A 23,796-nucleotide genomic window follows, 5' to 3' on the forward strand; every position below is an offset into this window, starting at 1 on the left:
AGCTCAGCCCCGGAGTCCCTCCGCGAACGGGCGGCTGAACGACGAAGCCGGCGCCGAACGCGCCTCCTTCAACGCGGCAAGCTGCCGCGTCACGAATGCACGCGTCGGCACCTGAACCGCGCCCCGGCTGCGCAGCGCCAGCTCCAGCGCCAGCGCATGGCGCCGCCGCATGGGCGCGCTGACGAGCGCGTCGAGCACGGCGACGGGAGTGAAGGGCTGACCCGCGAGGTAGCGCTGCTTCGCGTCCAGCCGCTGGCGCTCCTGCTGCCACCACGCGGCCACGCTCTCGGGCCTCGGCATCGGCAGTGCATCCTCGGGCTTCGGCGTGAGGTCCGCGTCGAGGTCCTCCTCGAGGGGAGGGAGCTCCTCGTCCTCCTCCTCGCGCGGGGCCGCATACTCCTCCGCGATGCGCAGCCCGGTGATGGCGCTGAAGGCCTCGCCCGCGAGCGCGGCGACGCGCATGTTCCACATCAGCTCCACGCAGGCCTCCGCGGCGGCCACGCGGCCGGAGAAGCCGAGCGCCCACAGCACGTCCGGCCGGAGCTTCTCGTCAGCGAGCAGCTCCAGCAGCCGCTTCACGTCCCGCTCATCCCCGCTCATCCCCAGCAGCAGCAGGGGCAGCTTCCCACCGGCCTCGGGAGACCCGGCCGCGGCCTGACAGGCACTCCAGGCACCGCGATGGCCCCCCATCAACCCCGTGACGATGGCGGCATCGCGCAGCGCGGGCTCGTCCGAGTCCAACGCGCGCTGCAACACCGCGGGCTCCAGCGGCAGCCGGGCGCGGCCGGCGGCGCGCAGGGCGGCGGCGGCCACCTGGGGCTCGGGGTGCGTGAGGAATGGCAGGCACAGCGGCGCCGTGGCCAGCCCGTGCACGCCCAGCGTGTCGAGCACCAGGGCCTGCAGCTCGGGGACGGCGTCCTCCTCCTTCAGGAGCGCGGGCAGGTTCGCGGGAAGGGTGGTGGTGGGAACCAGCTCGAACGCACGCCGGAGCGCGGCGAGCGCGGGAGGCTCGGCCGCGGGCAGCGCGGCCAGCGCGGCGGCGGGCCCGGAAGGCGCCTCCGCCTGGAGCAGCGCGAGGGCCGCGGCGACGATGCGCTCGGGCTCGTCCGCCAGCGCGGGCACCAGCAGGCGCTCCGCCACGGGCTCACCGCCCAGCACCAGGCCGTCCACGTGCGCGGCGACGTGCTCCTCCTGCTCCGCCACCTCCTCCAGCACGAAGTCGGGCGCCTCGAGCGCCGTCTCCCACTGGCTCCAGCGGAAGGCGGCCTCTTCGAGGTGCGTCTCGTAGATGTCCCAGCGAAGCTTGCGTTCGGAAGGCTCGGCCATGGCGGGCTAGTTGATCTCCACCGAGCCACCCTTGATGCGGTGGGTGCCCGTGGCACGCGATTCCAGGTACGTGCCCTTCACGATGACCTTGCCGTTGCGGCGCAGGGTGATGCTGGCCTCGCCGCACTTGAGGACGATTTCGTCCTGGCCCTCGATGACCACGCGCCTGCCGTCCACACGGGCCTCGGTGGGAGGCCGGGCCGCCTCGGCGTCGGGGGACGCCTCCAGCAGCGCGTCCAGCAGCGGCGTGGCGCTGGGCTCCTGGATGAGGCCCATGACGAAGGGCAGGCCCGGGTCACCGTTCTCGAAGAGGAGGACCACCTTCTGCCGGCGGGCCACGGCCTCCTGGAGGGCCTTCGCATCCAGGACGGTGGCCAGCCGCGCGGACACGGGGCCGGCGGTATTCCCCGGGAAGTCGACGCGAGGCAGGCCGTTGGCGTCGAGCCCGACGAGTTGCCCGGCGCGGCTGCCGAGGATGGGCTCGGGCATGGCCGCGCCGGCGGGGAGTGGCTTGCTGTCGGGATGCGCGCTCATGGTGTGGATTCCGGCGGGGCGCCTAGACCTCGTGGTCGCAGACGAGGCACTTGGGCTTGCCTTCGCTGCCAGCATTGGCCACGACGGGCCCCTGCATGACGGGGAACGGCGGCGTGTTCTTGTCGTTGTGGAGCATCAGGTCCATGGCGCGCGCCACGTTCTTCCCCTCGAACTTCACGTCGAAGGAGAAGTTGACGAACTCGGCCTTGCCCTTCGTCTTGCTGGACGCCACGCCGCCGCCGGCGGTGCCCGCCTCGTCGCCGCTGCTCGTCTTGAAGTTGGAGTCCTTCACGCACACCGGGTTGCCGGCGACGGACACCTTCTTGGTGCCCTTATCCGTGTCCGAGGACTGGGCGATGTTGGGGTACGGAATGGGCACCGGCCCGGCGGGGCTGGGCGTCTTGCACACGTCCGGGAAGGCCGAGGAGACACCGCCACTGTCCTTCGTCACCACGGACATCTTGTTCACACCGGTATTGACGGGCATGGCGTCCACCTCCAGGAAGGCGCAGTCTACTCCCTCGGAGCGACGCGGCGCGAGCACCCGCCGGGACGGGAGTCAGAGGTGCGCTGATGCAGGCGCAGGCCCCCGGAAGCCTGGGAACCCCCTGTTCTTTCAGGCCTTCTTTGGCGGCAAGACGCCTTCCGCGGTGAGCTTCAGCCCGCGCACGTCGTGGACGCCCTCGTCGAGCACCACGTGCCCGCGCCACAGCAGCGTCACCTGCTCCGCGTCCGTGTCGAGGATGACGGTGTCCAGGCGCAGCTCCGGCTTCGCGTCCCCACCACTGGCCAGCTCCACGGTGATGACCGGGGTCGCCTGCCCGGGGAGCGGAAAGGCGAGCCGGCCCTTCGGTGATGCCCCCGCGATGACGACGGCCTCGTCCCCCTTCAGGTAGCCGGGGGCCACCAGGCCCGGAGCGGCGGCGTTGAAGAAGCGCCGGTCGAAGTCCTTGGGGAGCAGCGGCTTGCGCGTCTTGTTCCAGGCCTCGTCATAGGTGCCCGCGAGCTTCGCGCGCGGCTGCCAGTTCGGCGAGGTGAAGCCGAAGCCCGCGGGGGTGACTCGCTGCCCGAACTCGCGCAGCGGCTCCACCGGGTCCTCCAGGTTGGGCAGCTTCAGCCCCTCCTCGAAGTGGCGCGGGCTGGCGCGGAAGCCGGTGCCCACGGGGTTGCGCGGCTCGAAGGAGGGCTTCGCCGCGTCCGTCCTGTCCCACCCTCCGAAGGCGCGCTCCCACGTGAGGGGCAGCTTGTCGAAGGGCAGCGGCTTCGTCGCTGCGATGTGGCCCATGCTCCGGAACCACGTCCGCTCGCCCACCACGCGCACGCCCTTCTTCAGCGGGCCCACCTGCAGGGCCACCAGCGACTCGGTGGCACCCTTCTGCGGCGGGTACGCGTGGCCGAGGAGCACCACGTCCGTGGCGAGCTTGATGAACGCGGTTCCCGGCTCGTACCTGTCGCTGGACTCGCCGGGCTTGCCCCAGGCTTCGCCGCTCCACTTCACCGGCGGCTGCTCCTCTGCGAGCTTCAGCCCGGAGTCACCCATGGAGTAGGTGGCCTTCACCACGAGCAGCAGCAGGGGTCGCCCCTCCTCGTCGGCGAGGCCCATCATGTCGAAGGCGAAGGGGGTCTCGTTTTCGATGGAGGGGTGTCCCATGGCGTGACGGCGAGTGTATCAGCTGGAGTCGGAGGTGCTCGCTCACGACCACGCCAGCAGCCCGACCAGTCCCGCGTACAGCGGCACGTTGAGCGCCAGCGTGAGCCGGTTGATGCGGCGGAAGCGCGCCTGCTCCTCGTCGGCGAACCAGATGCCCTCGTCGCCCGTGGTGCGTCCCTCCACCGCGTGGAAGAAGAGCGCCGCGTAGGCCACCTCGACGAACAGGCTCACCAGTACGAGCCCCACGAAGGCCAGCGCCCACACGTCCGCGGTGCCCGGCGCTCCCATCCACCGCGCGCGGCCCCAGACCAATCCACCGAGCACCAGCGCGATGCACGCCACGTCGTGCGCCACGCCGTACGGGGGTCGCCAGCTCTTCGTCACGTAGAGCAGGTACAGCTCCGCCGCGCCGCGCAGCCACATGAAGCCGGCGAACGCGCCGAGCACCGCGCGCGCTTCCACGGGGACCTTCTCGTCCAGCGCCACCAGGGGGCAGACGAGGAACCAGAGGAACACCGCGTAGAAGAGCCACGCCACCTTGGGCCCGGAGATGCGGCCGCCTCGCGCGCCCTTCGCGTTCTGCGCGCGGCGGAAGAAGAGCGCGGCCACGCCGCAGAGGAGCGCGAGCACGGCGACGACGACGCGGGTGTGCGGGGAGAGCATCAGAAGCGCCGGGGCGGAGGGTAGTGCGTGGGAAAACGCGCGACGTACCACGCGCGCAGCCGGGGCAGGTGCTCCAGCGAGACCTGCGGATGCAGGTGGTGCACCACGTGGCAGCCCACGTTGCGCGGCGCCAGCCACAGCCGGCCCGGCCACCCGAGCCCGTGGTCCGCCGTCACCGCGAGCACGTCCTCCAGCATGCGCCCGCGCGCCTGCGCCGGAGTGTGCTCGGCCAGCAGCCGGTGCGCGTTGAAGCCCGAGGCCACCAGCAGCGGCAGCCCGTAACCCCACGCCACCGCCTGGGGCCAGCGCCACGCCAGCACCAGCACGCCGAGGTGGAAGAGCACCTGTCCCACCTCCGAGCGCGCGCAGGCCCGCACCTCGTCCGAAGCCGCGAGCCCGGGGGCCGCGGGTGCCTGGAGGAACAGCCGCGCATACGGGCCGCGCAGCGCGGGCACCGCCCACGCGAGCAGCCCCACCGGCCCACGCAGCACCCAGAAGGGCACCACGCCCACCAGCAGCAGCCACGCGCGCGCCAGTCGCCAGCCGTGCAGCGGCCTGCGGCGGTACGGGTCCGACGGCAGGCCCGCGTCGTGGTGGTGGCGCAGGTGGTGGTAGCGCGTGGACTCCCAGGTGCTGGCCACGGGGTAGCCCGCGAGCACCTCCACGAGCCTCAGCCCCACGCCCTTGCGCCGCACGCTCAGGTGGACGGCGTCGTGGAAGATGACGCCCAGTGCATGAATCCGCCCGGCGATGACGGGCACCGCGAGCGGCGCGGCCCACGGCCACCACGCCAGCGCGAGCCAGCATGCGCCCATCCAGGCCCACTCGATGGCGGCGAGGCGCAGCAGGCCCGGCACGGTGGCACGCACCAGCAGCGCGGGGGGTACCGCGGCGCGTCGGGGAAGGGGCTCGGGCGCCGTGCTCGCGGCTTGCAGTGAGGCACTCATGGCGTGGACGGAATGCACGAAGTGAGCACAGGCGGGGAGGGCGGATGCAAGCCCCGATGCTGATTGGACAGCCCGCGGGCGGCGGGGCACGCTCGCAAGACCTGCCCGGTCTGGTGCCGAGGCGTGAGTCGCACAGGGGCGGAGGCGGCGAACCATGAGCGCTGGACCGGGGGCGAACCTGGCTGCACAGGTGTATGCCCCGCTGCACACGACACCGCGCGTCGAGCGCTGGGGCTGGACGTGGCCCCGGTGGAATGACCCGCGCCTGCCCTTCGCGGCGCTCCTCACCCTCTACGGCGTGCTGGGCTTCACCTTCTTCGGCTTCAACCGCAGCCCGTGGCAGATGGCCACCATCGTCGTCACCGGCAGCGCGCTGGACGTGGCGCTGGGGTGGCTGCTGGCGCGGCGCAAGGTGGTGCCGCTGAGCGCGTACATCTCCTGCTGCTCGCTGGCGCTGCTGCTCAACTACTCGCACTCGAGCTGGCTGCTCTTCCTGCCGGTGTGGCTGGCCATCGGCTCCAAGTACGTGCTCACCGTCGAGGGCCGGCACGTCTTCAACCCGTCCATGTTCGGCGTGGCGCTGTCGCTGCTGCTGACGCGCGAGCTCATCACGGCGGCGCCCGCGTACCAGTGGGCCAACGGCAGCGTGGCGCTGTCCGCCTTCATCCTCATGGCGGCGCTGGTGCTCTTCTTCTTCCGCGTGGGCCGGGGCTGGCTGGTGGTCAGCTTCCTCGGCTTCTACGCGCTGCAGACGGCGCTGCGCGCGTTCATCATGCGGCACCACCTGCCGCCGGAAGTCCTCTTCCTCGGCACGCTGGGCGCGCCGTCCTTCTTCATCTTCGTCTTCTACATGCTCACCGACCCGGCCACCTCGCCGGGCACGCGGCGCGGGCAGATTCTCCTGGCCCTGGCGGTGACGCTGGTGGACCTGGTTCTCCACCTGAAGGAGAGCGTCTACACGTTCTTCTACGCGGCCCTCACCTGCGCGACGGTGCGCTTCCTCTTCCTCCACGCGCGCGCGGCCTGGAAGCGTGGGGCGGGCGAATCGCTCAGGGCGTTGCTGTCTCCCGCGTACCTGAAGCGCGCGGGTCTGGTGGGCGGGCTCGGCGCCGTGATGGCCGTGGGCTTCACGGTGGCCGCCGCACCGGGTCTCCGCGCGAAGCCGCTGTCCTTCCACATGGACCGCGTGGACGTGGCGGCGGCGGGGCTGGGCTCCACGATGGGCCACACACTGGAGGAACTGGACCCGCGCCTGGCGCACGTGGCGAAGTGGCTGGTCGCGGTAGGTGACGCGGTGGCGACGGGGGACTACGACGGGGACGGGAAGCTGGACCTGTTCCTCTCGCATCCACTGGCCACGCCCGAGCACCACGCCGGCCTCTACCGCAACCTCGGCGACTTCCGCTTCGAGCGCGTGCCCGTGCCCGCGCTGGAGCGCTTCGCCACCCGCTACAAGGAAGAGGGGCTGGCGGGCGGCGGGACGTTCGTGGACTGGGATGGAGATGGGGACGCGGACCTCGCGGTGGCGGTGGCCTTCGGGCCGGTGCGGCTGCTGCGCAACACGCTGCGGGAGACGGGCGTCGCGGGCTTCGAGGACGTGACGGAAGCGGCGGGCGTGGCGGACCACGCGGTGAGCCTGGGGCTCACGTTCCTCGACTACGACCGCGACGGGCACCTGGACCTCTTCGTCCTCAACGCGCTGACGACCCACCTGCCGGACTACTCGCCGCCGGTGCCGCTCAACCTCTTCCACCTGCCCCAGCCGGAGACTCCGGACGACCGGCGCATGTTCCGCTTCATGCACGACGGCTGGCACGACGCCACCAATGGCGGCCTCAATGCGCTGTACCGGGGCCGGGGCGACGGCACCTTCGAGAAGGTGGACGTCCAGGCGCTGGGGCTGAAGGACACGCACTGGTCGCTCGCGGTGAGCACGGTGGACCTCAACCACGACGGCTGGACGGACCTGTATGTGGCCAACGACTTCGGACCGGATGACGTCTACCTCAACGAGCAGGGACGCCACTTCCGCCGCGTCGCCGGGCGACTCTTCGGTGAGATTGGGAAGGACACGTACAAGGGCATGAACGCGTCCGTGGCGGACTTCGACCGCAACGGGTGGCTCGACGTGTACGTCTCCAACGTGCACCACTCGCTGCAGGCGGAGGGCAGCCTGCTGTGGATGGTGGGGCCGGGCGAGGACGCCTTCACTCCGGCGTTCCGCGACGAGGCCACCTTCCGCGGCGCGCTCAACGAGCGGCGCTTCGGCTGGGGCGCGGCGGCGGGCGATCTGGACAACGACGGCTGGCCGGACCTGGTGCAGGCCAATGGCATGGTGGACGACCGGCTGGATGGGCCGCAGTGGCGCATCCCCGACGGGCAGCGCAAGGACTACTGGTACGTCAACCACAAGCTGATGCAGTCCGGGCCGGAGGTGCACACGTACGCGGACAAGTGGGGCGACATCCGCGGGCGCACCCTCTACCCGAACGAGGCGCGGCGCGTGTACCTCAACCTGGGCGAGGAGAAGCCCGGGCACTTCGTGGACCTGGCGCGCGAGCTGGGCATGGAGGACCCGGACAACTCGCGCGGCGTGCTGCTCGCGGACCTGGATGATGACGGGGACCTGGATGCGCTCGTCACCAACCAGCACGCGCCCCTGTCGCTGTACCGCAACACGCTGCGCGGCGCGGTGACTCCGGAGGCGCACTTCGTGGGGCTGACGCTGGTGGGCAACGGCACGGGCACGCACCGGAGCGCGGTGGGCACGCGCGTCGTCGTCTCCTACGAGGAGGACGGGCGGCGCGTGGAGCAGGTGCGCGAGGTGGGGCTGATGGGCGGCTTCTCCGCTTCGGCGGACCCCCGGCTGCACTTCGGCCTGGGGCGTCACTCCGGGCCGGTGAAGGCGGAGGTGCACTGGTACGGCGGCGCGGTGCAGGAGGTGACGCTGGAGCCGGACCGCTACCAAGAGCTGCGGCAGCCGGCGGAGGCCGCCGCGCTGCGCGGGGGCGTCACGCCATGATGTCTCCGCTCAAGGGCTCCACGGTGCGGCGCGAGTCGCTCACGGAGGCGCAGCGCGCGCAGATGCTGGCGCTGATGCAGCTCTGCTACGCGGGCGTGTCGCCGGAGCGCTTCGCGGAGGACCTGGAGGGAAAGCAGTACGTCATCCTGCTGCATGCGCGGCGTGGCGCGGAGCTGGTGGGCTTCAGCACCTTGCGAGTCTCCGAGGAGCGCGCGGGGGCGCGAGTGGTGGAGGTGGTGTACTCGGGTGACACCGTCATCCATCCGGACTGGTGGGGACACAAGGTGTTGCAGGTGTGCTTCGGGCGCTTCCTGCTGTCGCGCAAGCTGCGCAACCCGCTGCGCCCACTGCACTGGCTGCTGCTGAGCGCCGGGTTCAAGACGTACCTGCTCGCGGTGAACTACTTCGGGAGGACGGTGCCCCGGCGCGACTGGACGCCGCCGCCCGGACGCGAGGACTTCCTCCGCGAGCTGGCCACGCGCTGGTTCGGCGCGCAGTACGACGCGGGGCGGGGCACGCTGCGCTTCCATGGCGCGCACTACCGCGTGCGGGATGGCATTGCCCCCATCGACCGTGCCGCGGCGGCGCACCCGCACATCGCCTTCTTCGCCGAGCGCAACCCCGGCCACGCGGACGGCGAGGAGCTGGTGTGCCTGGTGGAGATTCGCTGGTGGGACCTCACCCGGGCGCTGGGGCGCAGCGTGTGGGGCCAGCTCCGCGGCTGGGCGCGGCGCGGGCTGCGGCAGGTGGGCGTCCGCGTGGGGACGTGAGGAGGCGCGACGTGATTGCGTCTTCCATGTTGCTCGGGGGGCTGCGTGCCGCGCTCGCGCCTTCGGCGCTGCGTTTCCACCGTGCCTTGCGTGAGCCCGAAGCTGCGCAGGCGGAGTGTCTGGCCCGGGTGCTGCGAGCCGTCTCGGGAAGTCAGCAGGCCGCGCGCATCCCGGGCTTCGCACGGGTGCGCAGCGCGCGGGACTTCCAGGACGCGGTGCCGCTGGTGACGCCGGATGGCCTCGCTTCGGACGTGGAGCGCATCGCCGCCGGTGAGGCCCGCGTGCTCACGCGCGAGCCGGTGACGCGCTTCGAGCCCTCGGGTGGCTCCTCCGGTGCGAGCAAGCTCGTGCCGGTGACGGCGGGCCTGCTGGACGAGTTCCAGCGCGCCCTGTCCCCCATGCTGTTCGAGATGCTCCACCACAGACCCGCGCTTCGCACCGGGCCGAGCTACTGGTCCATCTCCCCGATGGGCGGCAAGCAGGGCAGGACGTCCGGAGGACTCCCGGTGGGAAGCGTGGAGGACAGCGCCTACTTCTCCCGCGCGCTGCGGCCATTGCTCTCGCGGGTGTTCGCGGTGCCGGGAGCCGTGGGCGCGCTGCCGGACGTGGAGCGCTGCCGCTACGTGACGCTGTGGCACCTCGTCGCCCGTGAGGACCTGTCCCTCATCAGCGTGTGGAACCCGAGCTTCCTCACGCTCCTCATGGACGCGCTGGAGTGGCACGGGGAGCGGCTGGCGGAGGACCTGGAGCGGGGCACCTGCCGTCCACCGGAGCGTGAGGTCGATGCGGTCCGCGCGGTCCTCTCCCGCATGCGCTTCTCCCCGCATCCCGAGCGTGCCGCCGCGCTCCGCTCCGCCCTGCGGCAGGGCCTCCAGGCCCGAGCGCTGTGGCCGCGACTCTCCCTGCTCAGCATGTGGACGGACGCGCAGGCCGCGCACGCGGTGCCCGCCGCGTGCCGCCGCTTCACCGGCGTGGAGGTGCAGGGCAAGGGACTGCTGGCCACGGAGGGCGTCGTCACCTTGCCCCTCTTCGACGCCCCCGCGCCCGTGCTCGCCGTCCGCAGCCACTTCTTCGAGTTCCTCGACGCCGAGCGCCCCGACACCCGCCCGCGCCTCGCGCACGAATTGGAGCGGGGCCACACGTACACGGTGCTCCTCTCCACCTCCGGAGGGTTGCTGCGCTACCGGCTGGGAGACCTCGTGCGCGTGGAGGGCTTCCGGCACGCCACGCCCTGCCTGCGCTTCCTCGGCCGCGCGGACGCCGTCTGCGACCTCGTGGGGGAGAAGCTCGCCGCCACGCGCGTCGCCGCCGTGCTGGATGCCACGCTTCCGTCCCTCTTCGGAGGTACGCGTCCCACCTTCGCCATGCTCGCCCCCGAGTGGCACGCGGCGCCGGAGCCTCCCGCCTACCGACTCTTCCTGGAGACGGCTGCTCCCGACGCACGCCTTGCCGAGGCGGCCGCCGCCGTGGAGCGCGCGCTCCACGAGGGCCACCACTACCGCTACGCGCGCGAGCTCGGGCAGCTCGGCCCGGTGCGCGCCGTGCGCGTCTCGGAAGGGGCCCGCCGCTACGAGGCCCGCTGCATCTCGCTCGGCCAGCGCGCCGGCGACATCAAGCCCATGGACCTGCACCGCCAGCCCGGCTGGTCCGCCTGGTTCTCCGAGGCCTGCGCATGAGACCTCTTCCGCGCATGGACCTGCACCGCCAGCCCGGCGGGTCCGCCCACTTCTCCGGAGCCGCCGCATGAGACAGCCCCTGCACCTGCAACCCGTCGAGGCTCCGCGCACGCCCAACGTGGACCTCGAAGCGGAGGCAGACCTCTCCCGCTGCGGCGCGCTGAAGGACTACTGGTACGTGGCCTGTCTCTCCACGGAGCTGAAGACGGGCACGCCGCTCGCGCGCACCCTCTTCGGCACGGGGGTGGTCCTCTTCCGCGACGCGCATGGCCGGCCCGCCGCCCTGCGGGACAGGTGTCTGCACCGCAACGCACGGCTGTCGCGCGGGGCCGTGTTCGACGGGCGCCTCGGCTGCCCGTACCACGGCTGGGTCTACGACGCGTCCGGCGCGGTGGTGGAGGTGCCCTCGCTCGGGCCCTCGCAGCGCGGTGAATTGCTGGACGCGGAGGCCTGCGCGCGCGAGGGACTCCAGTCCGAGCCCTGCAAGCTGGGGCAGCTCCAGCGCTTCCCGACGGTGGAGCAGGACGGACTCGTCTTCGTCTTCATGGGTGGCCCCGACGCGTCGCGCGCCCGGGCCGAGCCGTTCCGCGTCCCCTACTGGGGACAGCCCGGGTGGACCGTCTACTTCATGGTGACGCGCTTCCCGAACGGGGTGACGAACCTCGTCGAGAACTTCATGGACGTGCCGCACACGCTCTTCGTCCATCCAGGCTGGTTCCGGAAGCCGGCGAGCAAGCGCGTTCCCGCCACGGTGCGGCGCACGGCCGGCAGCGTGCTGGTGACGTACAAGCAGGAGCAGGACACCGTCACGGGGCTCGGCCGCCTCTTCAACCCGAGCGGCCTGCCGCTGCTCCACACGGACAAGTACTACGTCCCCAACGTCACCCGCGTGGACTACCTGTGGGGCGACCACGGCTTCGTCATCAACTCGCAGTGCACGCCCATTGGCGCCACGGACAGCCTCGTCTACACGGCCATCAGCTACCGGCTCCCGGTGGACGTGCCGGGGGCGCTGGTGGGCCGGGCGCTGAAACCGCTGGTGCGCTGGTACACGCGGCAGGTCATCCAGCAGGACGTGGTCATCATGGGCATCCAGCGAGAGGCGCTGCTCGACGGGCCCGGCGGCGGCGTCTACTCCGGCACCGAGGCGGACCTGCACCACGCCGACATCGAGGCCTATCGCCGCTGGCTGCGCGAGGGCGGCCACGGCGCCGGCCCCGAGGAGGCCGAGCGCGACATGGCCTTCTGGATTTGAACCACGGGCCGCGCTCGGCGACCCGTGGTCCTCCTACCGCTGCTCACCCGCGCCGCGAGCCGTAGTAGCCCGTGCCCCCATGCGTCGGGTGGCTGTGCTCCCGCTCCCAGCGCTCGCGCTCCAGCCGCGCCAGGCGTTCGCGCTCCTTGCGCTCGCGCTCGATGCGGGCCAGGCGCTCCCGCTCCACCCGCTCACGCTCGATGCGGGCGAGCCGCTCGCGCTCCAGCCGCTCCTTGCGTTCGCGCTCGATGCGCGCCACCCGCTCCCGCTCGCGCTCCACCCGCTCCCGCTCGATGCGGGCCTGCCGCTCCCGCTCCAGCCGCTCGCGTTCGATGCGGGCCTGCCGCTCCCGCTCGGCGCGGTTGTTCTCCACCCGCCCGTACGGCTCTCCGACGCGGATGCTGGAGGCGCCGTGCACGCTCTGGGCAAGGACCGGACTCCCGACGGACATCGCGAGGACCACGAGCACTCGAATCATCTTCCCGTTCATGACGGCCTCCAGTTGCAGCGGGTTGCGCTGCGTTCTGTCCCTTCTGACGGGAGCCCCCGGGGACGATTCTTCCGCCGGCCATTTCGGTTCATTACGCACCCCGCGCACCCCGACACACCCAATCCCTTTCACGGAGAATCCTGGGGGCTTCAGGCCACACATCGATTGGAGCATTCTTGCTCCACGGGGAAATCAGCGTAAATAAAGCTTACAAAGTGGGGACCCCACCCCTCGGAAAAGCGCGCTCCGCAGGTAACAAAACACTCTGAAACAGAAATCACGCACTGGGGGTTTGAAATTCACATTCCAGGTGTGTCACGAATAGCGGGCCTTTCTCCCTGGAGGTATTTCGTTGGCTATTCGAGTCTTGAAGAAGTTTGGAGCTGCATGGCTGGGTCTGGCCCTCACTGCTTGCGGCGCGGTGGACACCGCGTCGGGTGACGAGGCCCAGCCGGAGAAGGGGGGGGAGGACATCCAGGCTTCGCTGGGTGCCCTCAACAACGCCGGCGTCACCGGCGTCCACGAGGACGGCATCCCGTCCACCATCCGCGGTGAGCTCGGCCAGGTGGAGCGCTCGCTGACGGCCATGGGCATCGGCCAGGCCGCCGTCGCCGCCGCCCCGACGCTGGGTGTCGTGGCGCCCGTGTTCCGCCTGAACCCGGAAGACATGTACCTGCGCAGCGCGCGCACGGACGACCTGGGCAACCAGCACCTGCGCTACTCGCAGACCAAGAACGGCCTGCCGGTGGTCAACGGCGAGCTCGTCGTCCACGTTCGCCCCAACGGCACCGTGTACCTCGCCAACGGCTCCGCCCGTGACGGCCAGACGCTGCCCGCGAAGGCCACCGTGGCCTCCGCCGCCGCCGCGCAGGCCGCCGTGAAGGCCACCGCTGGCACTGGCATCGCCGCCACCGGCAGCCCGCGCCTGGTGTACGTGCGCGACGACGCCGAGAAGCTGCACCTCGCGTGGGAAGTGCGCGTGTCCGGCGCCGAGCTGAACGGCATGCCGATTGTCGACCTGGTCTATGTGGATGCCCGCGACGGCTCGGTTGCCGCGCGCTTCCCGCAGATCCACTCGGCGCTCAACCGCAAGGTGTACTCGGCCAACAACGGCTCGACCACCCCGGGTACCCTGAAGCGCAGCGAGGGTGGCGCCGCCACTGGCGACGCGCATGTCGACATGAACTACGACATGCTCGGCTACACGTACAACTGCTACAAGACGCTGTTCAACCGCGACTCCATCAACAACGCGGGCGCGACGCTCATCAGCACCGTGCACTACAGCACCAACTACGTGAACGCCTACTGGGACGGCACGCAGATGGTGTACGGCGATGGCGACGGCGTGAACTCCATCGAGCTGGGCAAGGACGCGGACGTCACCGTCCACGAGCTGACCCACGCCGTGACGGAGAACGAGTCCAACCTGACCTACTCCGGTCAGTCCGGTGGCCTGAACGAGGCCATGTCCGACACCTTCTCCGCCATCTGCGAGAGCCAGGCCTCGGGCACCTGGAGCACCGCCGCCGCCATCTGGATGATTGGCGAGGACGTGTGGACCCCGGGCACCGCGAACGACGCGCTCCGCTACATGGATGACCCGGCCAAGGACGGCGCGTCCAAGGACTGGGCGGCCAACGTGACGTCGGGCACCGACGTGCACTACAGCTCCGGCGTTCCCAACCTGGCCTTCGCGCTGCTCTCCAAGGGTGGTCTGCACCCGCGCGGCCGCTCCACCATCAACGTGCCGGCCATCGGCGTCGAGAAGGCCGCTCGCATCTGGTACAAGGCCAACACCGACCTGTACACGGCCTCCACCACCTTCGCGAACGCGAAGACCTGGACCATCCAGGCCGCCGCGGACCTGGGCTACGACGCGGCCACGCAGGACGCCGTGAAGGCCGCGTGGGAAGCGGTGGGCGTGGGCGTCACCACTCCTCCCCCGACCACCACCCCGCTGACCAACAACGTCGCGGTGACGGGCATCGGCGACAGCTCGGGCAACAGCAAGTACTACACGCTGGTCGTCCCCACGGGCGCCACCACCCTGAAGTTCACCACCTCCGGTGGCACGGGTGACGTGGACCTGTACGTGCGCTTCGGCGCCGCGCCGGACTCCGCGACCTACGACTGCCGTCCGTACGCCAGCGGCAACGCCGAGACCTGCACCATCACCAACATCCAGGCGGGCACCTACTACGTGATGCTCAACGCGTACTCGACCTACTCGGGCGTGACGCTGCTGGGCGCCTACACCACGGGCACGCCTCCGCCGGGCACCGTGCTGACGCGCGGCGTCCCGAAGACCGGCCTGTCCGGCGCTTCCGGCTCCGTGTCGGCCAACTACACCCTGGCCGTGCCGGCCAGCACCGCCGCCACCATCGCCATCTCCGGTGGCACGGGTGATGCGGACATGTACGTGCGCTGGAACGCCGCTCCGACGACGACCACGTACGACTGCCGTCCGTACTCGTCCGGCAACAACGAGTCGTGCAGCCTGGCGGCGAAGACCACGGCGGGCACGTACTACGTGAACCTCCGCGGCTACACGGCCTACTCGGGCGTGTCGCTGGTGGGCAACTACTAGTCCCAAGCGCTGAATGAAGCACCGGCACCCGGGCGGCCTTCTGGCCTCCCGGGTGCTGTCGTTTCAGGGGGCGGGCGCGGCCGCCGTCACGGCCGGAAACCCGGACTCCTCCTGGGGTGGCCCGACGCACGGCAGCTCCACGGTGAAGGTGGTGCCGACGCCGACGGTGCTCTCCACCTGGATGCTCCCGCCGAGCGCGGTGAGGATTTCACGCACCAGGTGCAGGCCCAGTCCCAGGCCGCCATAGGCGCGCACGGACACGGCGCGCTCGAAGCGGTCGAAGATGTGCGGCAGCCGGTCCGGAGCGATGCCGATGCCCCGGTCCCTCACGCGCAGCCACGCCGTGTCGTGCTCCACCCCGGCCTCGAGGAGGATGGGCTTGCCGGCGCCGAACTTGATGGCGTTGGAGAGGAGGTTGAGCAGCACCTGCCCCAGGCGCATGGCGTCCCAGCGCCCGGGGATGGAGCCCTCCACGTGGACCTCCAGCGCGCAGCCCGCCCGCTCCAGCGGCTCGCGCAGGCGCGTGGCCACGCGGTGGATGACGTCCCGCAGGTCCACCCGCTCCAGGTTCAAATCCAGCCGGCCGGCATGCAGGCGCGAGACGTCGAGCAGCTCCTCGATGAGCGTGGCCAGCCGGAGCGACTGGCCATCCACCGTGCGCAGGGCGCGCACCGCGGCCTCCGGCAGGCCCGCGGGCGCGTGGCGCTTCAGCGACTGCACCATCAGCCGCAGCGACGTGAGGGGTGTGTTGAGCTCGTGCGAGGCGACGCTGAGGAACTCGTCGCGCAGCCGGACGGCGTCCTGGGCCGCGCGGTACAGGCGCGCGTTGTCGATGCAGACGGCGACGCGCCGGGCCAGCTCCTGCGCCAGGTCCAGGTCCGCCTCGCCGTAGTGGCGGCCGGCCGCGCCCGTGGCGAGGGTGATGACTCCCAGCGTCTTGCCCCGTGAGGTCAGCGGCACGTGCATGGCCGTGCGCGTGCCCAGCGACAGGATGCCCGTCACGTACTCCGGCCCCTGCCCCGCCTCCGCCAGCACCTCGGCGGTGAGCTCGGCGCGCAGCAGGGGACGGCCCGTCCGCAGGACGCCCATGATGGAGGCCGGCGAGTTCCAGTCGGGCGGGTACTTCGCCAGCAGCTCGCGCATGCCGACCTCCTTCTCGGGGTCCGCATGCGCGGAAGCCGCCACCCGCACGCGCCCGTCGTCCTCGGCGACGATGAACATGCACCAGTCCGCCAGGAAGGGGACGACCATGCGGGTGGCCTTCGCCAGCGTCAGCTCCAAATCGAGCGACTCGGCCAGCGCCAGCCCCGACTCCGCCAGGAAGCGCACGGTGGCCTCCGCCTTGCGGCGCTCCCGCACCTCCACGTTGAGCCGCTCGAAGAGCTGGCTGTTCTCCAGGGAGATGGCGAGCTGCGAGGACAGCGTCCGCAGCACGCCCACGCGCTCGGAAGTGAAGGCGTGCGTGGCCAGGTCGTTCTCCAGGTAGAGCACGCCCACCGTCCGCGCCTGCCGCTGGATGGGCACGGCCAGGGCGGACTTCACGGCGCGCTGGACGACGCGCGGGTCGGTGACGAAGCGGCCCTGGTGCGCCGCGTCCCCCAGCACGAGCGTCTCTCCCGTCAGCCACGCGTGCTCCACCAACGTGGCGGGGACGGTGCTCGCGGAGACCAGGGGCGTGTGCTCCAGGCTGACGGGCTCCGACACGGTGCCCTGCGCACGAACCACCAGGGTGGTTGCCTCTTCCAGCACCAGCGCGCCCCGCGTGGCGCCCGCGGACTCCAGGCACACCGCCATCAGCTTCTCCAGCAGCCGGTCCAACACCACCTCGCCCACCAGCGTCGCGGACGCCTTGAGCAGGCTGCGCAAATCCAGCGCCGCGCCCTGCGGCCCCTCGTTCTCCGACGGGGCGGCGGGCCCGCTCCAGGCCCTTCCTCCCAGGGACTTCAGGTCCGGGAACTCCTCCTCCAGCAGCGACACCTTGGCCCACGCGCCCCAGCGGGCGAACCCCTCCAGGGCGGCGCGAAGGTGGAGCGCCGCGAAGCGCTTGCGGCCCAGTGCGTGGTAGTAGCGCCCCGCCAGCTCGTTCCCCAGGGCCTCGTCCTGGAGGAAGCCCTCGGCGTGGGCCCCGTCGATGGCGGCGTCGTAGAGGGCCATCGCCTCCACGTGCCGCCCCTCGAGCCGGGCCACCTCGGCGGCGACGAGCTGGTGCTTGTGGCGGAAGTTCTCCGGGCAGCGCTCCGCCCACGCGCCGAGCTGGCGCTGGTTGGCGGCGATGCGGGCCAGGGCCTCGGCCCGTGTGTCTGAACCGTCGCCGCACCGGGCCGCCAGCAGTAGCGACGTCACGACGTTGTGCCTGGAGATGCGGTGCGAGCCCCGGATGTGCACGATGAGGCGGCCCGCCACCTCGGACAGCCGCCAGGCCTCGTCGAAGTCGCCCAGCAGGTACGCAACGAAGAGGCGCAGGATGGCGTGGAAGCCGCGGTTGAGGGGCGCCACCTCCTTCGCGGCGAGGAAGGCCGCCTCGTCGAAGTCGTCGTCGTCGAAGCGGGCCGGCCGGTGGGTGTGTCCCTGCAGGGCGCGGATGGTCTGGCGCAGGAGGGTGGCGGTGTCCTGCATGGGCACATCACCGCACTTGCGGAGGAAGGACAGGCACGTCTCGACAGAGGCGAGCACGCGGGGCAGCTCGGTGCCCATGGCCAGCTCGGTGTTGATTCCGGTGATGAGCGCGTAGCCCGCGAAGTGCAGGTCTCCACCGGCGAGCCCCACCGCGAAGGCGCGGCGCACCAGGGGCGGGTTGGCGCGCAGCGGCATCACCCAGTGGTTCAGGGACAGCAATGAGACGAGCGCCCGGCATTCCTGCCGGGGGTCTCCCTGCCGCCGGCCCAGCTCCGCCGCCATGCTCGCGAAGGCATGGCCGGACACGGGGTCCCCCGCGCCCATGGACAGCATCATCCCGTGGCCCCCGTACACCACGGGCGCCCACGGGGAGTTGCCATGCTCCAGCGTGAGGTTGAGGGCGCGCGTGTTGACGAGGGCGAAAAGCTCCGGGTGGATGTAGTAGGCCACGTTGTCCAGCTCCGCCAGCAGCCGCACGCAGGCCAGCAGCGCCGGGTCCTCCAGGCGCGGCGCGTCCAGCAGGTCCTCCACCGAGCGGCCCTTCATGAGCGGCCCCACCCGGGCCAGCTCCTCGGCGAGCGCCTGCGTGTAGTCGTGCTCCGGCAGCTCCACGCCGAACAGCCGCAGTCCCGACAGCGCCCACCGGAGCCCCTCGTCGAAGCGGGCGTTGATGGCATTCGCGAGCACCAGGAGGCAGTACAGGTTCGCCTGCTCCAGCCGCGAGGGCGCCAGCTCCAGCGCGGTGCGCACCAGCCTCCCGGCCAGCTCGAGGTCTCCCGAGAAGTACGCGCACTCCGCCGCCTCCTTGTGCAGGCGGAAGACCTGCTCCCGGCGCGCGTCCCACTGTTCCCTGGGGAGCAGCTCGATGCCGCGCAGCAGGTACACCAGCGCCGCGCCGAACGCCGCCGTTCCCTTGGCCTTGAGGCCCGCGCGGAAGTTGAGCTCGGCCAGCTCCAGCCCCTCCACGGTTTCGCCGGGCCGCTCCAGGCCCAGGTGGAGGTGGTCCACCGCCGCGAAGAGCCGCTCGTCGAGCAGGTCCCCCCTGGCCTCGCGCAGCAGCAGGCGCCCGGCCTCGCGGTGCACGTGCCGCCGCTCGTCCTCGGAGAGCAGGGCGTACGCCGCCTGGCGGATCCGGTCATGCGCGAAGACGTAGGTCGCCTCCCGCCCCGGGACGTCGGGCGCCGCGGGGTCTTCGCCGCGCGGGGGCCTGCCTCCCTCCCGCTCCGGGATGAGCAGTCCCTCGCGCAGGAGGTGCCAGAGCGCCGAGGCCGCGTCATCCCTGGAGTCATCCACCAGCGCGGACAACAGCGACAGCCGCACCCGGTCCCCCAGGCAGGAGGCGACCTTCAGGGCGCGCTGGGCCCGCTCCGGCAGTTGGCGGATGGTGGCCATCATCAGCTCCACCACGTTCTCCGTCACCTGCACCCGCGCCAGCCGGTCCAGGTCCCACTGCCACTCGCCACGCTCCAGGTCGAAGGTCAGCAGGCCGGACTGGTGGAGCAGCCGCATCAGCCGGGTGAGGAAGAGCGGGTTGCCGGCTGTCTTGCGCAAGAGGCAGTCCGCCAGCGGGCGGGCGCGCGCGGGGCCGCAGCGGAAGGTGTCGGCGCACAGCGCGGTGACGGCGGCCAGGTCCAAGGGGGCCAGCTCGAGCGTGCGGAAGGGCATCGCCTCCTCTTCGCGCAGGGACGCCAGCAGCCGGGACAGCGGGTGGTTCTCGTCCACCTCGCGCGGCCGGTACGCGCCCACCACCAGGACGTGACACGACTCCGGGTCCGCGGCCAGGTGGTGGAGGAGTTGGAGCGAGCCGGGGTCCGCCCACTGCAGGTCCTCCAGGAACAGCACCAGCACGTGCTCGGCGGACGCGAGCGCCTGGACGAAGGACTGGAAGACGAGCTGCAGTCGCGCCGTGGCCTCCACCGGCGCCAGCGGCAGGGGCGCGGGCTGTGGGCCCAGCAGCGCGTCCAGCTCCGGGATGATGTCGCTGATGACACGGCTGTTGGGGCCCAGCGCCGCGCGCAGCCGGCGCCGCCAGCCCTCGCGAGCCTCCGGGGGCTGTTCCTCCAGCCGGTGCATCAGTCCCTGGAAGGCCTCCACGAAGGCCGGGTAGGGCACATTGCCCCGGAGGATGGCGAACTTGCCGCTCAGCACGTGGTCTCCCGGCGCGGCGCGGCGGCCCAGCTCCCGGATGAGCTCCGACTTGCCGATGCCCGCCTCGCCCGCGAGCAGGACGCCCTCGCTGCGGCCGTGGCGCGCACGCTCCAGCGCCTCGCGCAGCCGCGCCAGCTCGCGCTCGCGGCCGTACAGGCGCGGGGGGAAGGTGAGCTGGCGGGCCAGGTCCACGCGGCCCAGCTCGAACGAGCCCACGGGCCCCGAGGCCTGCCGGCGCCGCGTCTCCAGCAGGTCCGCGAGGAGCGCCTCGGCGCTCTGGTAGCGCTCCTCCGGCATCTTCGCGAGCAGCTTCAGCACCAGGTCCGAGAGGATTTTCGGGACGGCGGGGTTGGCGAAGGCGGGCGGCACGGGCGGCTTCGCCAGGTGGGCGTGCACCAGCTCGGCCGGGTCCATGGACACGAAGGGCGGCAGCCCGGTGAGCAGCTCGTAGAAGGTGGCGCCCAGCGAGTAGAGGTCCGCGCGGTGGTCGATGGGGCGGTTCATCCGCCCGGTCTGCTCGGGGGCCACGTAGGGCAGGGCCCACTGCAATTCGCCCGGCATCTCGTGGCTGGGGGGCAGCCCGGCCACGCGCGTGGCGAGGTCGAAGTCGACGACGGTGACGTGCCGGCTGCCGGCGCCCACCACCATGTTGGTGGGGTTGAGGTCGCGGTGGATGACGTGCTGCTGGTGCAGGCTGGCGATGATGCCGGCGAGCTGGAGGGCCAGTTCCAGGAAGGCGTCCATGGCCACCGGCCGGCGCCCCAGCCACTCCTGGAGGTTCTGCGGGCCGGCGTCCTCCAGGATGAGGGACGGCATGCTCGCCGCGTCCTCCTCCAGCGTCACCGGCCGCGAGACGCCGGGCACCTCGCCGTGGAGGGAGCGCAAGAGTGAGTACTCGTGGCGCAGCATGGCCACGCTGCCGGTGGCGAGCGGGCCGGCGCGCACCCGCTTGACGACCAGGGGCTCGCCGTCCTGCTTGAGGCCTCGCAGCACCACGTAGCGGCGCCCGCGGTGGATTTCCCGCAACCCCTCGTCACCACCGAGCGCCTGGAGCATCGCGCGACTCCCCACCTCCATCCATTCTCCTCCTTGAGGATTTGGATGGTGGGGCGCCGGAGCACTCCCGGGAGCCGTTGCCCGGGCGCTCGCCAGCGGTGTCGCGGGGTGTTCTTGCCAGCGGGGCGCTGGCTTCCCACCTCCCCTTCATGACGGTGCTGCCAGAAGGGCTGTGCTACCTGCCCATATGCATGGCGTGGTGGGCCGGTGCGTGAGGCGGGCTACCCCACGCGCCGCAGGCCCGCCAGGTCCTCCGGCCGCAGGGCCCAGCGCGGCGGGGGGGGTGGCGTGGTGAGGGTGCCCGTCTGCACCGCCGGGAAGCCCTCCACCCGCGCGCCGTCCGGGAAGCTGGAGAGCGGCTTCACCAGGCTGCCCGCGCTCACGATGCAGCCCCGGCCCAGGCGGCTGCCGTCGCAGAGGATGGCGCCCGGCTCCACCAGGGTGCCGGCGCCCACGTGGCAGCCGTGCACCATGCAGCCCGGGCCGATGATGACGCCGTCCTCCAGCACCAATCCGCTGCTGTCCTGTGGCAGGTGCAACACGGTATTCGAAAGCACCTGCACACCCGCGCCGATGCGCACCGGCCCCTCGGAGTCGCCGACAATCTTCACCCCGGGCCCGATGATGCAGCCGGGACCGATGACCACGTCGCCGGACACCTCGGCGGTGGAGAAGAGGGTGGCCGTCGGGTGGACGAGCGGGTGCTTGTCCCGATACGTGTAGAGCTGTCCCATGGGGGCATCCTCGGCGCGGTCTCTCGCGGAAAAGGCGGTGAGGGGCTGGCCGGGCAGGGAGAGATTGCCGCCGCGCAGCCGCCGCAGTCGCTCCAGGTCGTCGGCGGTGGCGCGGCGGAGGAGCTGGCCGGGTCGGCCCTCCACCACCGACTCGTCCGGTACCACCATGCCGGAGGGAATGACGGTGCCCTCACCCACGAGGCAGCGCGCGCCCACGCGGGCGAAGGGCATGAGGATGGCGCCGCTGCCCACCTCGGACAGCGCCCCCACCTCCGCGCCCAGCACGACGCAGCGGTGGCCGAGCACCGCCCGCTCGCCCACGATGACGGGGTGCTCGGACGCGCCGGTGACGGTGGCATTCTCCAGCACGGCCGCGCCCGCCCCCAGCCGCACGGAGCCCCCATGGGAGCGAATCACCGCGCCCTGGGCGATGACGGCGCCAGGGCCCAGGTGGAGTGTCCCCAGGACCCGGGCGCTGCTGGCCAGACTGAAGTGCGCGGCCCCCCCGGTGGGTGCCCCGGGCGGGCTCACGGGTAGCAGGCTGATTCCCATTGTGTGAGCACCCTACACCCGGCCCTCCGACTTAAAGACGGCCCTCCGGCGCAGGTAGGCTGTCGGCCCCCCGACGCTTGGACGGATCGCCTCGCCTTCAGGTCCAGGGTCGGGCGGTGAATCCTCGGGGTTTCCCCTCAGGCGGTCAGGCGTGCCGCGCAGCGCTCGCCCGGCCGCGGGGTGGATCAGCGGCCAGGACTCACCCGGGGTCCGGGTCGCACGCACCGGGTCAGGCGACGGCGGCAGTCCCGTCCCTGGACGCCGTCGGACCTTCCTGACACAAGGTCGGCACGGAGGCATGCAATGTCGTCGGATACATCTCCCGCCGGTGCGGAGCCGTCGCCGGTGGTCGAGGCCGGAGGTCTGCCCGAGGTGGCGGCCCCCGGGCTGTGGACGTCCTTGAAGGAGGCCGTCCACGGGACGCGGCAGGACCTCACCCGGCTGCCGATACGGCGGGCCATCTTCCTGCTCTCCGTGCCCATGGTGCTGGAGATGGTGATGGAGTCCGTCTTCGCCGTGGTGGACGTCTTCTTCGTCGGCCGCCTGGGCGCGGACGCGGTGGCGACGGTGGGGCTGACGGAGTCGCTGCTCACCATCATCTACGCGGCGGCCATGGGGCTGAGCATCGGCGCCACGGCCCTGGTGTCCCGGCGCATCGGCGAGGGAGACCCGGAGCGCGCCGCGCGCACCGCGGTGCAGGCCATTGGCCTGGGCGTCGCGCTCGCAATCCCCATCGCCGTGGCGGGCGTCGTCTTCGCGCGGCCGCTGATGGCGCTGATGGGCGGCTCGCCGTGGGTGCTGGAGCACGGCGTGCGCTACACGCAGGTGATGCTGGGCGGCATGGGCAGCGTGCTGCTGCTCTTCCTCATCAACGCCATCTTCCGCGGCGCCGGGGACGCGGCCATCTCCATGCGCGTGCTGTGGCTGGCCAACGCCATCAACATCGTCCTCGCCCCCATGCTCATCTTCGGCGTGGGTCCCTTCCCGGAGCTGGGCGTCATGGGCGCGGCGGTGGCCACGACCTTCGGCCGCAGCTGCGGCGTGGCGTACCAGCTCTACCGGCTGGTGCGCGGGGACGGTCGGCTGAAGCTGCGGCGCGAGCACCTGAAGCTGGAGCCGGGGACGATGCTGGCCATGCTGAAGCTGTCCGGCGCGGGCACCGCGCAGGCGCTGGTGAACACCACCAGCTGGGTGGTGCTGGCGCGCATCGTCGCGACGTTCGGCAGCGCGGCGGTGGCGGGCTACACCATCGCCCTGCGCATCGTCCTCTTCGCGCTGCTGCCCTCGTGGGGCTTGAGCAACGCGGCCACCACGCTGGTGGGGCAGAGCCTGGGCGCGCGGCAGCCGGAGCGCGGTGAGCAGGCGGTGTGGACGGCGGCCCGCCTCAACGCCATCTTCCTGGGCACGGTGGGGCTCGTGTTCTTCGTCACCGCGGAGCCGCTGGTGGCGGCCTTCGCCCGCGAGCCGGAGGTCGTCTCCCACGCGTCCCACGCGCTGCGCATCATCAGCGGCGGCTTCCTCTTCTATGCCTTCGGCATGGTGCTGTCGCAGGCCTTCAACGGCGCGGGGGACACCACCACGCCCACCCTCCTCAACATCTGCTGCTTCTGGCTGCTGGAGGTGCCCCTGGCCTGGGTGCTCGCCGGGCCGGTGGGGATGGGGCCCTCGGGCGTCTTCCTGTCCATCGCCGTCGCCTTCTCCGTGCTGGCGGTGGCGGCGGTCATCCTCTTCCGGCGCGGCACCTGGAAACATCGCGAGGTCTGAAG

General features: G+C 71.7%; 15 protein-coding genes. 6 read left to right on the plus strand and 9 right to left on the minus strand.

From position 1 onward, the window contains the following. Positions 1 to 3 precede the first annotated feature (3 nt). The 6 genes from OV427_RS23570 to OV427_RS23595 form a co-directional block, all read right to left on the minus strand. Positions 4 to 1,326 carry a TIGR02270 family protein gene (locus tag OV427_RS23570; RefSeq protein ID WP_267858404.1) on the minus strand — a complete coding sequence of 441 codons (1,323 nt, stop codon included), beginning with the start codon at positions 1,324 to 1,326 and terminating at the stop codon, positions 4 to 6. A 6-nt stretch (positions 1,327 to 1,332) separates the two neighbouring features. Continuing rightward, positions 1,333 to 1,860 carry a DUF6484 domain-containing protein gene (locus OV427_RS23575; RefSeq protein ID WP_267858405.1) on the minus strand — a complete coding sequence of 176 codons (528 nt, stop codon included), beginning with the start codon at positions 1,858 to 1,860 and terminating at the stop codon, positions 1,333 to 1,335. A gap of 22 nt (positions 1,861 to 1,882) precedes the next feature. After that, positions 1,883 to 2,347, minus strand: a complete 465-nt coding sequence (locus OV427_RS23580; RefSeq protein ID WP_267858406.1) for a DUF4150 domain-containing protein — start codon at positions 2,345 to 2,347, stop codon at positions 1,883 to 1,885. Between the two features lie 129 nt (positions 2,348 to 2,476). After that, the gene (locus OV427_RS23585) at positions 2,477 to 3,511 is read right to left on the minus strand and encodes a DUF2169 family type VI secretion system accessory protein (RefSeq protein ID WP_267858407.1); all 1,035 of its coding nucleotides are present in this window, start codon (positions 3,509 to 3,511) and stop codon (positions 2,477 to 2,479) included. 42 nt (positions 3,512 to 3,553) lie between these two features. Further along, positions 3,554 to 4,174, minus strand: a complete 621-nt coding sequence (locus tag OV427_RS23590; protein WP_267858408.1) for a hypothetical protein — start codon at positions 4,172 to 4,174, stop codon at positions 3,554 to 3,556. Then, on the minus strand, positions 4,174 to 5,121 hold the full coding sequence (locus OV427_RS23595; RefSeq protein WP_267858409.1) for a fatty acid desaturase family protein: 948 nt from the start codon (positions 5,119 to 5,121) through the stop codon (positions 4,174 to 4,176). Before OV427_RS23595 ends, OV427_RS23590 begins: the two co-directional genes overlap by 1 nt. Positions 5,122 to 5,275: 154 nt before the next feature. Here OV427_RS23595 and OV427_RS23600 point away from each other — a divergent pair, with 154 nt between their 5' ends. From OV427_RS23600 to OV427_RS23615, 4 genes are all read left to right on the plus strand, one after another. Further along, a complete protein-coding gene (locus OV427_RS23600) occupies positions 5,276 to 8,143 on the plus strand; it encodes an FG-GAP-like repeat-containing protein (RefSeq protein WP_267858410.1) in 2,868 nt (955 codons plus the stop codon). Then, entirely contained in the window at positions 8,140 to 8,913 is a 774-nt protein-coding gene (locus tag OV427_RS23605) for a hypothetical protein (RefSeq protein ID WP_267858411.1), read from the plus strand. The genes OV427_RS23600 and OV427_RS23605 overlap by 4 nt, the downstream gene beginning before the upstream one ends. Before the next feature lie 26 nt (positions 8,914 to 8,939). After that, entirely contained in the window at positions 8,940 to 10,589 is a 1,650-nt protein-coding gene (locus OV427_RS23610) for a GH3 auxin-responsive promoter family protein (protein ID WP_420718366.1), read from the plus strand. Between the two features lie 67 nt (positions 10,590 to 10,656). Further along, a complete protein-coding gene (locus tag OV427_RS23615; RefSeq protein ID WP_267858413.1) occupies positions 10,657 to 11,844 on the plus strand; it encodes an aromatic ring-hydroxylating oxygenase subunit alpha in 1,188 nt (395 codons plus the stop codon). A gap of 43 nt (positions 11,845 to 11,887) precedes the next feature. On the opposite strand, the gene OV427_RS23620 is transcribed toward OV427_RS23615, so the two are convergent. Further along, complete coding sequence (locus OV427_RS23620; protein WP_267858414.1) at positions 11,888 to 12,334, minus strand: ATP-dependent DNA helicase; 447 nt, start codon at positions 12,332 to 12,334, stop codon at positions 11,888 to 11,890. Positions 12,335 to 12,686: 352 nt separating this feature from the next. Here OV427_RS23620 and OV427_RS23625 point away from each other — a divergent pair, with 352 nt between their 5' ends. Then, a complete protein-coding gene (locus OV427_RS23625; protein ID WP_267858415.1) occupies positions 12,687 to 14,924 on the plus strand; it encodes a M4 family metallopeptidase in 2,238 nt (745 codons plus the stop codon). Between the two features lie 63 nt (positions 14,925 to 14,987). Here the strand turns inward: OV427_RS23625 and OV427_RS23630 are convergent, their stop codons facing one another. Further along, positions 14,988 to 20,765: an AAA family ATPase gene (locus OV427_RS23630; protein ID WP_267858416.1), complete on the minus strand. Its 5,778-nt coding sequence runs from the start codon at positions 20,763 to 20,765 to the stop codon at positions 14,988 to 14,990. Positions 20,766 to 20,965: 200 nt separating this feature from the next. Beyond that, a complete protein-coding gene (locus tag OV427_RS23635) occupies positions 20,966 to 22,030 on the minus strand; it encodes a gamma carbonic anhydrase family protein (RefSeq protein WP_267858417.1) in 1,065 nt (354 codons plus the stop codon). 303 nt (positions 22,031 to 22,333) lie between these two features. Between OV427_RS23635 and OV427_RS23640 the strand changes: the two genes are divergently transcribed. After that, complete coding sequence (locus OV427_RS23640; protein ID WP_267858418.1) at positions 22,334 to 23,794, plus strand: MATE family efflux transporter; 1,461 nt, start codon at positions 22,334 to 22,336, stop codon at positions 23,792 to 23,794. Positions 23,795 to 23,796: the final 2 nt, after the last annotated feature.

Source organism: Pyxidicoccus sp. MSG2 (assembly GCF_026626705.1).
Lineage (GTDB): Bacteria > Myxococcota > Myxococcia > Myxococcales > Myxococcaceae > Myxococcus.

Coding starts and splice junctions, on each gene's coding strand:
- OV427_RS23620 (WP_267858414.1), bottom strand. CDS start 12,334: ATGAACGGGAAGATGATTCGAGTGCTCGTGGTCCTCGCGATGTCCGTC.
- OV427_RS23615 (WP_267858413.1), top strand. CDS start 10,657: ATGAGACAGCCCCTGCACCTGCAACCCGTCGAGGCTCCGCGCACGCCC.
- OV427_RS23640 (WP_267858418.1), top strand. CDS start 22,334: ATGTCGTCGGATACATCTCCCGCCGGTGCGGAGCCGTCGCCGGTGGTC.
- OV427_RS23580 (WP_267858406.1), bottom strand. CDS start 2,347: ATGCCCGTCAATACCGGTGTGAACAAGATGTCCGTGGTGACGAAGGAC.
- OV427_RS23585 (WP_267858407.1), bottom strand. CDS start 3,511: ATGGGACACCCCTCCATCGAAAACGAGACCCCCTTCGCCTTCGACATG.
- OV427_RS23575 (WP_267858405.1), bottom strand. CDS start 1,860: ATGAGCGCGCATCCCGACAGCAAGCCACTCCCCGCCGGCGCGGCCATG.
- OV427_RS23600 (WP_267858410.1), top strand. CDS start 5,276: ATGAGCGCTGGACCGGGGGCGAACCTGGCTGCACAGGTGTATGCCCCG.
- OV427_RS23635 (WP_267858417.1), bottom strand. CDS start 22,030: ATGGGAATCAGCCTGCTACCCGTGAGCCCGCCCGGGGCACCCACCGGG.
- OV427_RS23590 (WP_267858408.1), bottom strand. CDS start 4,174: ATGCTCTCCCCGCACACCCGCGTCGTCGTCGCCGTGCTCGCGCTCCTC.
- OV427_RS23570 (WP_267858404.1), bottom strand. CDS start 1,326: ATGGCCGAGCCTTCCGAACGCAAGCTTCGCTGGGACATCTACGAGACG.
- OV427_RS23630 (WP_267858416.1), bottom strand. CDS start 20,765: ATGGAGGTGGGGAGTCGCGCGATGCTCCAGGCGCTCGGTGGTGACGAG.
- OV427_RS23610 (WP_420718366.1), top strand. CDS start 8,940: ATGTTGCTCGGGGGGCTGCGTGCCGCGCTCGCGCCTTCGGCGCTGCGT.
- OV427_RS23605 (WP_267858411.1), top strand. CDS start 8,140: ATGATGTCTCCGCTCAAGGGCTCCACGGTGCGGCGCGAGTCGCTCACG.
- OV427_RS23595 (WP_267858409.1), bottom strand. CDS start 5,121: ATGAGTGCCTCACTGCAAGCCGCGAGCACGGCGCCCGAGCCCCTTCCC.